Source organism: Pontibacter virosus, from assembly GCF_003096355.1.
Lineage (GTDB): Bacteria > Bacteroidota > Bacteroidia > Cytophagales > Hymenobacteraceae > Pontibacter > Pontibacter virosus.
The window spans coordinates 382,333-397,363 of record NZ_QEKI01000003.1 but is presented as its reverse complement, the minus strand read 5'-3'; the positions used below and the strand labels follow the sequence as shown (position 1 = coordinate 397,363).

13 protein-coding genes are annotated in these 15,031 nt (G+C 49.1%); 8 read left to right on the top strand and 5 right to left on the bottom strand.

Going from position 1 to position 15,031, the window contains the following annotated elements:
* Window positions 1-104 precede the first annotated feature (104 nt).
* From C8E01_RS06980 to C8E01_RS06970, 3 genes are all read left to right on the top strand, one after another.
* The gene (locus C8E01_RS06980) at window positions 105-1,943 is read left to right on the top strand and encodes an LTA synthase family protein (RefSeq protein ID WP_133242737.1); all 1,839 of its coding nucleotides are present in this window, start codon (window positions 105-107) and stop codon (window positions 1,941-1,943) included.
* Window positions 1,944-2,082: 139 nt separating this feature from the next.
* Window positions 2,083-3,402: a tRNA (N(6)-L-threonylcarbamoyladenosine(37)-C(2))-methylthiotransferase MtaB gene (mtaB, locus tag C8E01_RS06975; RefSeq protein ID WP_116542625.1), complete on the top strand. Its 1,320-nt coding sequence runs from the start codon at window positions 2,083-2,085 to the stop codon at window positions 3,400-3,402.
* A 73-nt stretch (window positions 3,403-3,475) separates the two neighbouring features.
* Window positions 3,476-4,114: an OmpH family outer membrane protein gene (locus C8E01_RS06970; RefSeq protein ID WP_243409463.1), complete on the top strand. Its 639-nt coding sequence runs from the start codon at window positions 3,476-3,478 to the stop codon at window positions 4,112-4,114.
* 63 nt (window positions 4,115-4,177) lie between these two features.
* On the opposite strand, the gene C8E01_RS06965 is transcribed toward C8E01_RS06970, so the two are convergent.
* A complete protein-coding gene (locus C8E01_RS06965) occupies window positions 4,178-4,564 on the bottom strand; it encodes a DUF6678 family protein (protein WP_317046896.1) in 387 nt (128 codons plus the stop codon).
* Window positions 4,565-4,567: 3 nt separating this feature from the next.
* A complete protein-coding gene (locus C8E01_RS06960) occupies window positions 4,568-5,815 on the bottom strand; it encodes an ABC transporter permease (RefSeq protein ID WP_116542622.1) in 1,248 nt (415 codons plus the stop codon).
* Between the two features lie 129 nt (window positions 5,816-5,944).
* Between C8E01_RS06960 and C8E01_RS06955 the strand changes: the two genes are divergently transcribed.
* Window positions 5,945-7,213, top strand: a complete 1,269-nt coding sequence (locus tag C8E01_RS06955; RefSeq protein WP_116542621.1) for an asparagine synthetase B — start codon at window positions 5,945-5,947, stop codon at window positions 7,211-7,213.
* A gap of 164 nt (window positions 7,214-7,377) precedes the next feature.
* Here C8E01_RS06955 and miaE read toward each other — a convergent pair whose 3' ends face one another.
* From miaE to lpxK, 3 genes are all read right to left on the bottom strand, one after another.
* Window positions 7,378-7,983, bottom strand: coding sequence for a tRNA-(ms[2]io[6]A)-hydroxylase (gene miaE, locus C8E01_RS06950; protein WP_116542620.1), 606 nt, complete (start codon window positions 7,981-7,983; stop codon window positions 7,378-7,380).
* A 13-nt stretch (window positions 7,984-7,996) separates the two neighbouring features.
* Entirely contained in the window at window positions 7,997-9,880 is a 1,884-nt protein-coding gene (locus tag C8E01_RS06945) for a putative porin (protein ID WP_116542619.1), read from the bottom strand.
* A gap of 66 nt (window positions 9,881-9,946) precedes the next feature.
* Window positions 9,947-11,020, bottom strand: coding sequence for a tetraacyldisaccharide 4'-kinase (gene lpxK, locus C8E01_RS06940; RefSeq protein WP_116542618.1), 1,074 nt, complete (start codon window positions 11,018-11,020; stop codon window positions 9,947-9,949).
* A 121-nt stretch (window positions 11,021-11,141) separates the two neighbouring features.
* Here lpxK and C8E01_RS06935 point away from each other — a divergent pair, with 121 nt between their 5' ends.
* The 4 genes from C8E01_RS06935 to C8E01_RS06920 are packed head-to-tail and all read left to right on the top strand — an operon-like array spanning window position 11,142 to window position 15,030.
* Window positions 11,142-11,600 carry a hypothetical protein gene (locus C8E01_RS06935; protein ID WP_116542617.1) on the top strand — a complete coding sequence of 153 codons (459 nt, stop codon included), beginning with the start codon at window positions 11,142-11,144 and terminating at the stop codon, window positions 11,598-11,600.
* A gap of 56 nt (window positions 11,601-11,656) precedes the next feature.
* The gene (locus C8E01_RS06930; protein WP_116542616.1) at window positions 11,657-12,763 is read left to right on the top strand and encodes a Nif3-like dinuclear metal center hexameric protein; all 1,107 of its coding nucleotides are present in this window, start codon (window positions 11,657-11,659) and stop codon (window positions 12,761-12,763) included.
* A gap of 8 nt (window positions 12,764-12,771) precedes the next feature.
* Window positions 12,772-13,503, top strand: coding sequence for a zinc ribbon domain-containing protein (locus tag C8E01_RS06925; RefSeq protein WP_116542615.1), 732 nt, complete (start codon window positions 12,772-12,774; stop codon window positions 13,501-13,503).
* A gap of 48 nt (window positions 13,504-13,551) precedes the next feature.
* A complete protein-coding gene (locus C8E01_RS06920) occupies window positions 13,552-15,030 on the top strand; it encodes a tetratricopeptide repeat protein (RefSeq protein WP_243409462.1) in 1,479 nt (492 codons plus the stop codon).
* Window position 15,031 lies beyond the last annotated feature (1 nt).

Sequence of the window (15,031 nt, the reverse complement as noted above, 5' to 3'; positions counted from 1 at the left end):
GTTTTAGATCTATCTATAGTACGAAATGAAATCAAAGTCCGTCCTGAATTATATTAGATCAGGTGTCGTTTAAGAGAGGACACTTAAGTTGTATATTTGCAGCCGTGAAACGAAGCCTTTTATACCAACCATTATACTTTCTGTTCTGGGTGCTCTATTTTGTTGCAACCAGGGCTATTTTCCTGCTTTACCACGACAACCGCACTCAAGAGTTGTCTCAAGAGGACCTTTGGACCATTTTCTCAAAAGGTCTGCGGCTGGATTTATCTTTTAGCTCTTATGTAAGTGCCATCCCTTTTCTGGCTATTCTGGCCACTGCCCTGTTTCCGGGCTTGCAGGTTCGCAAGTTTATCCGCTACTATACATATACTATATTGGTGTTGTTGTCTGTGTTGATGGCCGTTGACCTCGAACTCTATACCTATTGGGGCTTCCGACTTGACTCCACGCCCATGCTATACCTGAACACACCGGGTGAAATGGCGGCCTCAGCAGCAGCAGCCCCTATCCTGCTGCTCACCGTCATCGCATTTGCTACCAGCCTGGTCTTCGCGTTACTGTTCCGCTATACCTTCGACTATAAGAATTACCACCTGAACTTCTCAAAGCTGAAGTATGCAGGTATAGCCTTGCTTTTCGCAGCCGTGTTGATTTTGCCTATGCGGGGCGGCTGGCAGCAGATTCCAATCAACCAAAGTGTGGTCTACTTCTCTGAGAACCCCTATGCCAACCATGCCGGTCTTAACATGCCGTGGAACCTGATGGACACCATGCTGAAGTATAATGAGGAGACGCGCAACCCCTATCAGTACATGGACTACGAAACAGCCGCCGAGAAAGTGGCCGGGCTGTACGCTGCTACTGCTGACTCTTCGGAGAAAGTTCTTCGGGTAGAAAAACCTAATGTGCTCTTTATTATCCTGGAGAGTTATACAGCCAAGTATGTGAAGCATCTGGGTGGGGAGCCGGGCGTCACACCCAATTTGGACAAACTGGCCAAAGAGGGAATCAGCTTTTCTAAGCTCTACTCCAGTGGCGACCGCAGCGAAAAGGGCATGGTGGCTTTACTGAGTGGTTATCCGGTGCAGACCACCACCTCAATAATTAAAAACCCGAAGAAAACAGAGAAACTGCCACATCTGGGGCACGTTTTCAAACAAGCCGGATATGGTACGTCCTTTTACTATGGCGGTGAACTGGAGTTTGCCAACATTCGCTCATACCTACAGAATGGCAAGTTTGACAGGCTGATCGACAAGCATGATTTTCCCGCCGAAAGCTATAATTCCAAGTGGGGCGCTCACGACCATGTGCTATTCGAGCGTGTGCTGCAGGATCTTAAGCAGGAAAAACAGCCATTTTTCAGTACCGTCTATACCTTGAGCAGCCACGAGCCTTTCGAGATTCCTATACCTGCCAAATTCAAAGGCGACCAGATCAGCGACAAATTCAAGAACTCCGTTTACTATACCGACTGGGCGCTGGGTCAATTTATTGCGCAGGCGCGTCAGCAGCCGTGGTGGGATTCAACGCTGATCGTGCTGGTGGCGGACCACGGCCATCCGCTGCCTTATGACGATCCGAATTACCGTAGCACCAAGTTCCGTATCCCCTTTGTGCTAACGGGCGGTGCTTTAGCTACTAAAGGAAAAACGATTTCCACCATTGGAAGCCAAACCGATGTTGCCACTACCCTGCTTTATCAGCTGAACCTTCCTTCCCAGGACTTCAAGTGGGGCCGTAACCTGTTGGCACCAACCTCCTATCCTTTTGCGTTTTATGTTTTCCGGGACGGCTTCACCTTTATCACACCTGGCAAAGTATTGTCCTTCGACAATGTAGCGGAGAAGCCTATCATCAAGGGCAAAGGGGTCACGCCCGAACAGGTGGAGCTGGGAAAAGCTTATATGCAGTACTCTTTCGAAGACTTTGTCAGGAAGTAGGTATTTCATCAGATCATCGGCAAAACACAGGTATAAAAGGTTAGTCAACTTACACTAAGTTATAGGGTTGCAATAGTTTATTTACCACAGTACCCGTTCACGCATTCAAAATTTTAATTTGTATCTTTGCACCCTGATTATGAAAAAGGTAGCATTTTATACACTGGGCTGTAAGCTAAACTACTCTGAAACCAGCACGATCGGGAGGATATTCCAGGAGCGTGGTTTTGAAAAGGTAGAGTTTACCGAAACGCCCGACATTTACGTGATCAATACCTGCTCTGTTACTGACAACGCAGATAAGAAATGCCGTAAAATCGTAAAGGAGGCTCAAAAATATTCTCCTAACGCATTTATAACCATTGTGGGCTGCTATGCACAGCTGAAACCGACAGAGATCAGTGAGATTCCGGGGGTTGACGCCGTGTTGGGCGCCGCTGAGAAGTTTCAGTTGGTTGATATTCTGGAAACTTTCGAAAAGAAAGAGCAGCCACAGGTATATGCCAGCGCCATCAGTGAGGCCAATACCTTCCATAACTCCTACTCCTTCGGCGACCGCACCCGCACTTTCCTGAAGGTGCAGGACGGCTGCGACTACTCCTGTACTTTCTGCACCATTCCACTGGCGCGTGGCAACAGCCGCTCCGACAGTATCGCCAATGTAGTGCGCTCTGCAAATGAAATAGCCGAGTCAGGCGTGAAGGAAATTGTGCTGACAGGTGTGAATACCGGTGACTTTGGTTTGCAGGACGGGGAGCGTGTAGAAACATTTTACGATCTGGTACAGGAACTCGACAAGGTGAAAGGTATAGACCGCTTCCGCATCTCTTCAATAGAGCCTAATCTGCTCAAGGACGAGATTATCGAGTTTGTGAGTCAGAGCAAGCGCTTTATGCCGCACTTCCACATACCTTTGCAGTCAGGTTCGAACAAGATACTTAAGTTGATGCGCCGCCGCTACCTGCGTGAGTTGTATGCTGACCGTGTTGCCAGTATCAAAGCCCTGATGCCGCATTGCTGCATTGGTGTCGATGTAATCGTGGGCTTCCCGGGCGAGACAGAAGAAGACTTCCTGGAGACTTATAACTTCATCAATGGCCTTGATGTAAGCTACCTGCACGTGTTCCCTTATTCGGAGCGCGAGAACACGATGGCGCCTGCTATGCCTGGTAAAGTTAGCATCAAAGACCGCAATCGCCGGGCCGATATGCTGCGCATCCTTTCTGAAAAAAAGAAACGCTACTTTTACGAGCAAAATGTTGGTCGTGAATTCACGGTGCTTTTTGAGGATGATGTGAAGGATGGCGTGATGGAAGGTTGGACGGAGAATTATGTGCGTGTAGCGGCGAAATACGACCCTGTTTTAGTAAATGAAACAAAGCACGTACGACTCACCGGCATCAACGAGCAGGGCCTGATGGAGGCCGAAGAAACATATATAGAGGTATTGAAACATTAAAAATTCTGAATTTTTAAAAATTAGCCCTATATTTTCAACCTGAAACAATCAATAACAGCTTAATTTTCTACTTGTGAACCTATCTAGAATCGTTTTGGGAGTTGCTTTGGGCGCTCTTGTGACTGCTTGTAACACAGATCAAAAACCGCAGGCAACCGGCATTGCCACGACTTCAGCAACAAGCTCAGACTCCCTGGCTACCGCTGGCACAGTTGACATTGTGTACATTAACTCAGACTCTCTGCTGAGCAAGTATGAGTATTTCAAAGATGCCCGTACACGTTTCCAATCCAAAACACAGAAGGCTGAGAAAGACTTTCAGTCTAAGGCGGCTGCTTTTGAGAAAGAAGTACAGAATTACCAGCGCACAGGTGGTAACATGACGGTGGAACAGCGTGCCTCTACAGAGCAGAAACTGGCTCAGCGCCAGCAGCAGTTGCAGCAGCAAAGCCAGACTACCGGCAACCAACTGGCAACAGAGGAAGCGGAAGAGATGAAAAAAATCTACGACCGCGTAGAAGCTTACTTGCAGAAGCTGAGCCAGGAAAGAGGTTATAAAATGGTGTTGACTTACTCAAGAGGCCAAAGCGCTATCTTGTACGGTGACAATTCTCTGGATATAACAGAAGAAGTACTGACAGGCTTAAACAACGAGTACGATCAGGAGAAAGAAACCGCAAAGACCACTGAAACTGCTACCAAAAAGAAATAACCTGGCATACAGGTATATCAAAAGAAAAGGCGGGTTGTCACCCGCCTTTTTTATTTCAGTCCATTACTGCAGTCGCTGGTATCCCCATATTCTGAACACCTCTCCTTCTACCACATACGGAATGCTATACCTGTCCAGAATTTCCTGAATAGAATCCGTATAGTCCACTTGTAGCGTAGGTGACAGCAGCCCGGCGCTTATTTCTTTAAAAGCCTTTATCTCAAGCCATTCAATAGTGCTTAAACCGGTTTGCTCCAACTGATCCCACCATATAGGTGCAAAACCAACTGGCTCCAGTTCATCATGCAGGTACTTAATGCGCACAGCCGGCTCCAGATGTGTTAACTCACTCATGGCCTCTATCAATGCACGCCACTTCGTAAGATTCATAACTGAAACCAGACGTCTCTTTTCTAAGATGCGCGCTAAAACGTACTGAGACTTCACCATAGATTATTCGTAGCGAAGCGATTCGATTGGGTCGAGCTTAGAGGCACGGTGCGCCGGGTAGTAGCCTGAAAGCACACCCACGATCACGCAGATTGCCAGGCCAACAAACACCCAGATCCAGGGTACAATAAAGCCGCCCTCTCCGATCAGGGAGGCAATGCCATTGCCCATCACAATACCCAAGAAAATGCCGACCAAACCTCCCAGGATACAGATCACGACTGCTTCGATCAAAAACTGCTGTTGGATCTGCTTTGCAGTTGCCCCCAGCGCTTTGCGAACACCAATTTCACGTGTCCGCTCGTTCACTGACACCATCATGATGTTCATTAGCCCCACAGAGGCACCAAGCAAAGTGATAAATCCGATGACGAACCCACCCACCTTCAGGTAACCCGAGATCTCATTCAGGCTCTGAATCAGGGAATCACTTCTTCTGATTTCAAAAGACTCATCCTGCCCTAACTTGTCCTGGCGCACGTTGCGCATCACTCCTGTAGCTTCACCCATCACATAGGTGAGTTCTTCAGGTTTGAAGATGGACGTTTTAATATTATAAGTCAGGGTTCCATTACCGGCCTGTGGAATCTGGCGACCGGTTTCGAGCGGAATGAGGATCATGCGGTCGCCGCCACTGCCACCCATGCTGCTACCACGTTTCTCTAATTCCCCTATAATTTTGAAACGACGCCCCAAAAAGCTGATGTACTGATTAATAGGGTCTGCCTTAGGGAAAAGTTTGTCAGAAATCTCCTTTCCGATTATGGCCACATTGGTCCCAAGTTCCAGTTCATGCGTAGAAAAAGCGCGGCCACGCTCCAGGTTGAGGTTTTGTCCTGACAGGTAGAATTCATCGCCGGCGATCACGTTAATGTTCGGGTTTGTTTTGTCTGTGGCGCTCTTCACCACCGTCGCACCCGAAACGTTGGCCGAAAGACTTACCTGAGACTTGGCCCCCATCAGTTCCTTATACCTAATGGCCTGATTGTAGGTGATATCCGGGTATACCTTCTCAGATCTGCCCTGTCCGTTATTTCCCCTACCACTGTTAAATTTCTTCCGAATGTCGAAAGAGTTGGCGCCCAGACTCGAAAAGGTCTGGTTAAGGGAATTTTTCATGCCGTCAACAGCCGTGAGTATACCTACCAGCGACATAATTCCGATCGAGATGATCAGGCCGGTGAGGATGGTACGGAGCAGGTTGCTTTTGATAGCCCGAATACTTTCCCGTATATTTTCGAACAGGTCCATAGCTTAAGTCTTATATGCGAAACGTTCACCCCTGCGTTAAGTATAAGGAAGAACCTCTGGTTTCTAATTTACCTCCAATATCTGAAAAAAGAACCAATTTCAATACATTTGTTACCATACCTTAAGCCCATGAAGTCATACCGCCTTTTACTACTGCTCTTCGCCTGCCTGGTGTACCCCCTCCATGCGTTCAGTTCTACGGTGCTGATACCAATGGACGAAACGCAGAAAGACCACCTGAAATCGTACGGAGCGGCTTACTGGGTGCTTTCCAAAAGCGTGTCGGTTGACTGGTTACTTAACTTCAGGGGCGGCAGTTTTGCCTTTCAGCATGCGCCGCAACTCGAAAATGAACTGGTGGTTCGGGGCATCAGCTACCAGGTTATTTCGGATGCACAGTACAATACCATCCTCACACAGATCAGCGACCCGGAGGCGAACATGGACGTGATGAAGTTGGAAAAGGTGCCGAAGATCGCCGTTTATACCCCTAAATCTAAGATGCCATGGGACGATGCCGTGACACTGGTGCTGACCTACGCTGAGATTCCGTACGATAAAATTTACGACGAAGAGATCATGCGTGGTGACCTGCCCAAGTATGACTGGCTACACCTTCACCACGAGGACTTTACAGGCCAGTATGGAAAGTTTTACTCGAGCTACCGCCACTACCCCTGGTACCAGGAACAGCAGCGCGAATCCGAGGCTTCAGCCAAATCGCTAGGCTTCAACAAAGTATCTGATCTGAAGGGCGCTGTAGCACGCACCATCCGTGACTTTTGTGCAGGAGGCGGCTTCCTGTTTGCCATGTGCTCGGCCACTGATACTTATGACATTGCGCTCGCTGCTGAAGGTATAGATTTTATCGAGTCGATGTACGACGGAGATGGTGCCGATCCTAATGCACAAAGCAAGCTGGACTTCAGCAAAACCTTTGCCTTCAAAGACTTCTCCCTGGTGCGCAACCCCCTGGAGTATGAGTACTCCAACATTGACATGCAACCGCAAGAGCGTGGCCTGACGGAGCAGAATGACTTTTTTCAACTCTTTACCTTCTCAGCCAAGTGGGACCCTATACCTACCATGCTCACGCAGAACCACGCGAAAACCATTAAGGGATTTATGGGCCAGACCACAGCCTTCCGCAAAGGCCTGGTGAAGCCGGAAGTGGTGGTGATGGGCGAAAACAAAGAGGTAGGTGAGATACGGTACATGCACGGCACCTTCGCCCGCGGCACGTGGACCTTCTACGGCGGCCACGATCCGGAGGACTACCAGCACCTGGTGGGCGAAGATCCTACCGACCTGGCCCTTCACCCCAATTCACCCGGCTACAGGCTTATCCTGAACAACATCCTGTTTCCGGCAGCTAAGAAGAAAAAGCAGAAGACGTGAGGAATGAATTGTTAAATTGTTGATGGTTAAATTGTTGTTTTCTTTCGATAATATACCCGTTGGATAGGTTGCCCAAAGTCACTTCGTCAAATGATCTCAATCCAAGACAGAATTAGAAGTGTATATATATAACAATTTAACCATCAGCAATTTAGCAATTAAACCTAATGCATCCTGTCTGGTCGGGGCTCCAGGTTGCGGATGATCTCGGCTTCTATTTCGAGCAGTTCTTTCAGGCGGGCGTCTACTACATCGGCGGGCATGTACTCCTTGGCCAGCTTCACAAAACTCACATAGTGACCAGCTTCTGAAACCATCAGCTCGTAGTAAAATTTCTGCAGGTCTTCGTCCTGTATGTTTTTCCAGAGTAGCTTGAAACGCTCGCAACTGCGGGCCTCAATGAGGGCATTAACCAGCAGGTGGTCCATTAACTGTCTTTCACGCAAGCCCCCTTTTCGGATGTGCTTGGTTAGCTCGACAACATACTCGTCAGGTCGGTTACGCCCCAATCCCCAACCACGCTTCTTTAGCTCAGCCAGTACGCGCTCAAAGTGACTCCACTCCTCAGCTACCAGATCGGTCATCTCTTCCACCAGGCGGGTTTTGTCTGGATACTTTACGATCAGGGATATGCCTGAAGTCGCCGCTTTCTGCTCACAATACGCGTGGTCTACCAGTATTTCCTCTATATTCTTTTCGGCAATGTTCACCCAACGAGGGTCGGTTGGAAGTTGAAGGCGCAGTATGGTTTTGGTGAATTGAGAGGACATAGGTAAAAATAAGTTAATCGAAGAACATCCACTTGATGCCGAACACGAAGCTCGTGCGCATACCTGGGTAGAATGGCGTAGTGAAATACCCTGGCGCTGTCAGGTCGGAAGCGATGTTAGACATCTTTAAGAACACGTTCAGGCTCTTGATATCTGCCGTGATAAAAACATCCGTTACCGGGTAGGGCTGGATGGTAAAGGTGTTCTGCAAGTGAAACTGCTGTGTTACCGGCATATAGGCATCGGCCATATAAGCAGTTGGTGTGTATACCTGCACACCAAACTGACCTACCAGTGCTCTCCTGAACAAAGCCCCTTCAAAGTATAGCTTGGAGTCAAAAAGCCACTCCGGTATGCGTATGACAGGAGCTTCGCTGGTGTTGGTATAAGCTACAAAATTTTCGAAATGGATCTTGCCGAAACGAATGTGATGCTGCAGTTCAGCCCCAAACACCTGCTGATTATCCTGGTACTGTGCTGGCTCTGCATTCAGGTCGAAGTAAATGTGGCGCTTGATGTGGTTGAAATGACCGGTCAGCCTTACATATTGCCGATCGCCTAGTTTGCCTGCAAAAGTGGCTTCCAGGCGATCTGTCACGGAATTATTGAAGTAGTTGATCCAGTTAAAGTGGTTACTGATCAATCGCTGCTCTACAAGGGAGGGTGAGCGCAGTACACGGGTAACACGCCCCTGCAGTGGCCCCAGTTTGGCCGTAGCTCCTACTTTGTAGTCATTCGTCATCTGAAACTCCCCGTCAAATGATAGCAATGCCTGCCTATACATGAGCCGGAACTCACCACCCACAAACAGTTGGTTCAGGCTCTCGTTTGTTTCTTTGAATGCCTCAATAGTGGTATCCTGCTCTGCCACACTAAGCACCCGGTAATCTATCTTGGAGTTACGGAATTTGGCATAGGCTTTATAAAAGGAGAGTTTGTTGTTGCCGGTTACTCCTGCCACATTCTCCATTTCGCGGTAAGCGGTACGGTCGTCTGTGCGATTAAAGGTTTCCAGTACACGCGGATAAAAAACCAGTGTGCGGTTTTCATCGGCCAATCTTGGAATCGCATCATCTTGGAAATTATCTTGCTGGCTTCCCCAGTCAAAGCTGTGGAAGAGCTTTAGGTTTTCACCTGCGAGTTTGTAGATGTGCATCAGGTGATAGTTGTTGCGTAGTTCGCGGGTAGATGCCTGGTTCAGGTTAGTGATCGCCTGCTGGAACAGAAAACGATTCGCCTCCCCGGGCGCAATACCACCATATTCGATCTGTTCGTGGTTGAGGTGGGTGAAATTGGCAAAGAGGTGATACTTTTCATCTTCAGAGCGGTAATGGGTAAAGGCCTTCACCGCCTGGCTGCTCAGGTAACCATCGCGTCTTAAATTAGACACCCCTATCTGCCTGTTACCAGAAATGATCTGATACGCTACCCCTGCGTTCCAGCGTGGGGTGATGTTGCGGGCATGGGTGGCTTCAAAAACCTGCTCTCCCCGCTGACCTTGTATATAGAAAATATGGGAGTAAGGGGATCGTGTATCGTAGTAATTGATCGTGCGTGGGTTATAGGCATAGCGGTCAAACACGTTTTTGCCCAAGCGTGCGCCGATCTTATCGGGCGCTCTGAAAAGAATGGGCTTGGAGGCCGTGCCCACGTTACCCAGGTGCTGGAAATGCACCGTGTCTTTGTACCAGTAGCGCTCGTTCTGCATGTTGTTGATGCTGGTATCGATGCGCTGCAAGAGGTAGCGCCCTTCCAACACGTCGTTTTCGTAAAGCTGCAACGTCGTTTTAGGACTGTAGAGCACTTTTGTCGTGTCGTCAACGATCTGGGACTGTGCCTGCGCGGCGCCAGCCAGACCCACCAGGAGCCATATTACTGCTAAGAGCTTACTTTTCACAAGCCAAAATTAGTGATTTTCGTGCAACCCGTATACGTACCCATACCAAGTATAAGCTGTTTTCCTTTAAATTTTATCTGCCGCAACGGGTTTAGCCATTCCAAAGGAGCTGATGTGCTGTCTTATCATCTGATCAAATAGCTTCCCGTGCTGCAGAAAATACACCTCAATCGGCACGTAGAAAACCGGCAACTGCCCGGTCAGGGCTGCGAGTGCGCGATCTGTTAGTTTTACTGCATCCTTCCGCGTTGTGATGATACTTAAACCTTTACTATCCTTTTGTTCCAGCAAAGCTTGCAGCTTTTCAATATCCGCCAAGGTATAGCTGTAGTGATCCGGATATTCCAGATGGTGTACCACTTCATACCCGTTTTCAGTCAGATGGTGAAGTAGTGGATTAGCGTTCGCTATACCTGTCACCACCACCACCCGGGCCGATACCTGCGACGCATTGCCTATACCTACTGGTTTGCCATAACGAAAGGCGCTGAAGAAAACTGGCGTAACATGCCGGCTATACCGCTGCACACGTTTAGCAATGTCTGTTAGTTGACTTGGAGACAGATCGGCAGGACACTTGGTCACGATAACAGCATCTGCCCGTTGGGCTCCCTGCCGTGGTTCTCGCAATAAGCCAGTGGGTAGCACATGGTCTTTGTAGAATGGACGTCCATAATCCGTCAGCATTAGATTAAAGGAAGGGCTAACAGGTCGGTGTTGCATGGCATCGTCCAATAGTACGACCTCTGTGGCTGTCTGTATGCGAAGCAGCTGAGCTATTCCTGCCGGTCTGCTCTCGCACACTGCCACCAGCGCATCCGGAAAATCAAGGTGATACTGAAACGGCTCATCCCCCAGCGTTTCTGCCGTCGCACGATCATCAGCCAGCACGAATCCTTTGCTTTTCCGACGATAGCCTCTGCTCAGCACGGCCGTTTTTTTATCCGATATCAGCCGCAAAAGGTATTCAACGTGTGGTGTTTTACCAGTGCCTCCAACGGTCAGGTTCCCGACCGAAATAACCGGCACATCAAATCGCTCTGAACGCAACCAACCCTTGTCGTACAGCCAGTTACGCAACAGCATGATACCGCCGTACAAGATCGAAAAAGGCCATAAAAGGTACCGCAAAACAGTCATATGGATCAGCTATACCTTGCAAAGGTATAGAAATATGCTCAAAGCTAGCGCCTGTACTTGATTCGTATACCCAGAATACACTATATTTAGTACCGACTATATCCGACCCTACATTCTTCACATGAAAGCAAACCGTACCCTTGCCATTATTTCACTCTCGCTGCTGCTTGTATCGGCAGCCTGCACGCCCTGCGCCACCATGCGATCTGACCCGCCGGCTCCTGTCGCATTCTACCTGGTGGATGCTTCGGGTGGCAGTCCTTTCAATAACCCCAACGCCGGCATGCACCCCGATTCTATTCAACTGATACTGGATGGGGAGCCCTTTAACTACCTGTTTACGGGCACAGATGAAAAGGTGAACAACCTGATCTTTGAGACCTACCCTGTCCTGTATACCAAGTCGAGGGTGCGCATGCTGCTACGTCTCAACAGCCTCAACACCGACACGTTGGATATCGCCTATACCGTGAATCGTGGCAAGTGCTATACCGACTATACCTACTCTGCCTTCTACTTCAACGGCAAAGAGCTCAAGCGCCAGCCAGAGACAGGTTACCTGCAACTCCAGGTGCTTTAAATTTTCAGGGCTGTCCCGAACTTCGTAATTTGGTGCTTTCAAAAGCGGACCGGACTATGAAAGAGAAGAACACTATTGGCGATATTATAAAGGTACTCGAGCAATACGCTCCTATACCCTATCAGGAAAGCTATGATAACTCCGGCTTGCAGACGGGTAATGCCAGCGACGAAGTGAAAGGTGTGCTGCTTACCCTGGATTGTACCGAGGCAGTAATAGAAGAAGCCATTGCCAAAGGCTGCAATTTAGTTGTGGCGCACCACCCGGTCATTTTTAAAGGTCTTAAAAGCCTGACCGGTCGCAGCTATGTGGAGCGCACCATCATCAAGGCCATTCAAAACAACATCGCCATCTACGCCTGCCACACCAACCTGGACAGTGTGCACAATGGCGTAAATGCCAAAATCGCGGAAAAGCTGAAGCTACAAAATACCCGAATGCTCACATCCAAGCCGCACACCCTGATGCAGCTGGCCTTTTTTGTGCCTGTTGAGAATACGGACGAAGTGCTGGCCGCCATCCACAAAGCGGGCGCCGGACAGATCGGCGAATACAGCGACTGTAGCTTTCAGGTACAGGGAACAGGTCGCTTTCTTCCCTCCGATAACGCTGACCCAACCATAGGCGAGTCAGGTAAACCGGAGCAGGTACAGGAAAACCGTGTGGAAGTGATCTTCCCGGCCTTCAAGCAACAGCGCATCATGCAAGCCCTGCTAGAGACGCATCCATACGAGGAAGTAGCGCACTTTCTGACCCTGCTCGAGAACGGCAACCAGGAAGTCGGCATCGGGATGGTCGGGGAATTGGCGGATTCCATGTCGGAGGAAGGTTTTCTGGACTACCTCAAAAAACAGATGCAGCTGTCGGTTGTTCGCTTCACCCCTGTTGGTGACAAAAAAATCAAGCATGTGGCGGTTTGTGGCGGATCGGGCAGTTTCCTGATCAAGGATGCGATCCGGCAGGGCGCTGACGCCTACGTGACGGCCGATGTGAAGTACCACGAGTTCTTCGACGCAGAAGAAAAGCTCCTCATCGCCGACATCGGGCACTATGAAAGTGAGGTATTTACAAAGGAGATTTTTTATGATACAATTTCCAAAAACTTTGCTAATTTTGCAGTCTATTTATCGGAAGTAAACACAAACCCTATCAGATACACCTAATTAACTACATGGAAAGTACGGTAGCCAGCAAATTAGAAGCACTGCTAAAGCTTCAGAGTATCGATTCGCAGCTTGACGAAATCAGAAGAGTAAGAGGCGATTTACCAGAAGAGGTTCAGGACCTCGAAGATGAAATTGAGGGCTATGAGGTAAGGGTTCGTAAGTTTGATGATGAAGTGGCCGCCCTGAACGACAGCATTGCCCAGCGCAAGCAGTCCATCAAAGACGCCGAAGGTCTGATTCGCAAATACGAAGACCAGCAGACGAACGTCCGCAACAACCGCGAGTACGACGCCATCACGAAAGAAATTGAACTGCAGAAACTGGAAATTCAGATTGCAGAGAAGAAAATCAAAGAAGCGCACTACCAGATCGAGCAGAAGATCAACGAGATCGAAGGCACGAAGAACCGCCTGGAAGAACGTCGTAAAGATCTTGACACCAAGAAGCACGAGCTTGACCAGATTGTAGCAGAAAGCGAAGAAGAGGAAAAGAACCTGGAAAAAGACCGTGATGCTGCTGCCCATCAGATTGAGGAGCGTCTGCTAACCGCATATAACCGTATCCGCAAAAACGTACGCAACGGCCTTGCCGTGGTACTGGTGAAGCGTGACGCCTGTGGTGGTTGCTTTAACACAGTGCCTCCACAGCGCCAGGCCGACATTGCAGCCCAGAAAAAAGTAATCGTTTGCGAGCACTGTGGCCGTGTGATGGCAGGTGTTGAGCAACGTATCTACTAAATCATTGATGTGTTAAGCGTAATGCGCTTGCATACATACTTAAAGAGGATGGCATTCGCCCATCCTTTTTTTTTGTGCCTATACCTGTTCTATTCTTATCCATTACAGGCGGCCTCGGTCTACAGTCCTACAGTGCGCCAGGCCTATGATGCCACAATCAGTCTGCGCATTCCCGAAGGCCGACGCCTGATACAGCAGGAGCTCTTAAGCAATCCAGAAAATGCCGCTGCCCTCCTGATCGCCAACCAGCAGGATTTTCTTACTTGGGCAATACAGCAAAATCCAGCGTTATACGAGGGCATACTCTCCCGACAGGAAAAGCGACTGCAGCTACTCAGCAGCCTGAAAGAAAACTCCGTCTGGGTAGGTTATGCCCTGGCCGAGGTGCGACTACAAATCGCTTTGAGTAAACTGCTACAGGGCAATAAACTGGGCGCCGCCTGGGATTTGCGCCAGGCCTACCTGCAGTACATTACCAACGCCCGACAATACCCCGATTTTCTTCCGAATCGCAAAACATTAGGTGCGCTGCAAGTGCTCATCGGTTCCGTACCTGACTCCTACCGCGTGCTGCTGAACATCATCGGGATGCAGGGCAGTATCGAAACAGGCATGGCCAACCTAAAAGCAGCTGCTACTAAAACCAACCCATTCCAGGAGGAGGCGCAGCTTTTGCAGGTTCTGCTGCAACATCTGGTTGCCCCTGAGAGAAATGAAGCTGCTGCTGAGTCCGTTTTAAAACTTAGGAGGCAGTCACCTGATAATCTCCTGTTTAGCTTTGCTGCCATGCACGTGCTTAAAAAGACACGGAAAAGTGATTTAGCTTTGCAGGTATACCTTGACAGACCGCAGCAAGCAGGCTACCTGGCTTTCCCTTACCTGCATCACATGGCGGCGGATCTATACCTGTACAAAAGTGATTATAACAACTCCATCAAATTGAATCAATTGTTTCTGGCACAGCACAAAGGCGAGCACTACCTAAAGGCGGTAAACTACAAGCTATACCTGGCACACTGGCTGGGTGGACGGGCTAAACAGGCAGAGAAGCACCTGACGCAAATGGGAAAGCAAGGTAAAACTGAAATGGAAGAAGATGCCTATGCAGCCCGTTTCGCAAAAGAACAGCCCCACCCCAACCGCTACCTGATGCAAGCCCGTTTGCAATATGATGGCGGCTATTACGAAGATGCGCTGGAGGTTATGACCCAGATGCCCCTAAAGCCAGAAACTATACCTGCTGAACGGGCCGAGTATTTTTACCGGAAGGCACGCATCTACCACGGCATGGGAAATCTGTCGCAGGCCAAACGCTATTATGAACAGGCCATTGAAGAGAGTCAAAATACGAGCCTATACTTTGCACCTTATGCTGCATTGCAGTTGGGGTACATTTACCAGGATGAGCAGAAACCCGACACTGCCAGGCAATGGTACACCAAAGCACTGGCCTATAAAGGGCATACCTACAAAAACAGCATAGACGGCAAAGCCAAGTTGGCACTTCAGACGATTAAAAAGCTGTAAA

Bases quoted from the DNA above. Each gene is read 5' to 3' on its own strand.
- C8E01_RS06955 (WP_116542621.1), top strand. From the start codon at position 5,945: ATGAAGTCATACCGCCTTTTACTACTGCTCTTCGCCTGCCTGGTGTAC.
- C8E01_RS06925 (WP_116542615.1), top strand. From the start codon at position 12,772: ATGGAAAGTACGGTAGCCAGCAAATTAGAAGCACTGCTAAAGCTTCAG.
- C8E01_RS06960 (WP_116542622.1), bottom strand. From the start codon at position 5,815: ATGGACCTGTTCGAAAATATACGGGAAAGTATTCGGGCTATCAAAAGC.
- mtaB (WP_116542625.1), top strand. From the start codon at position 2,083: ATGAAAAAGGTAGCATTTTATACACTGGGCTGTAAGCTAAACTACTCT.
- C8E01_RS06930 (WP_116542616.1), top strand. From the start codon at position 11,657: ATGAAAGAGAAGAACACTATTGGCGATATTATAAAGGTACTCGAGCAA.
- C8E01_RS06920 (WP_243409462.1), top strand. From the start codon at position 13,552: ATGGCATTCGCCCATCCTTTTTTTTTGTGCCTATACCTGTTCTATTCT.
- miaE (WP_116542620.1), bottom strand. From the start codon at position 7,983: ATGTCCTCTCAATTCACCAAAACCATACTGCGCCTTCAACTTCCAACC.
- lpxK (WP_116542618.1), bottom strand. From the start codon at position 11,020: ATGACTGTTTTGCGGTACCTTTTATGGCCTTTTTCGATCTTGTACGGC.
- C8E01_RS06935 (WP_116542617.1), top strand. From the start codon at position 11,142: ATGAAAGCAAACCGTACCCTTGCCATTATTTCACTCTCGCTGCTGCTT.
- C8E01_RS06965 (WP_317046896.1), bottom strand. From the start codon at position 4,564: ATGGTGAAGTCTCAGTACGTTTTAGCGCGCATCTTAGAAAAGAGACGT.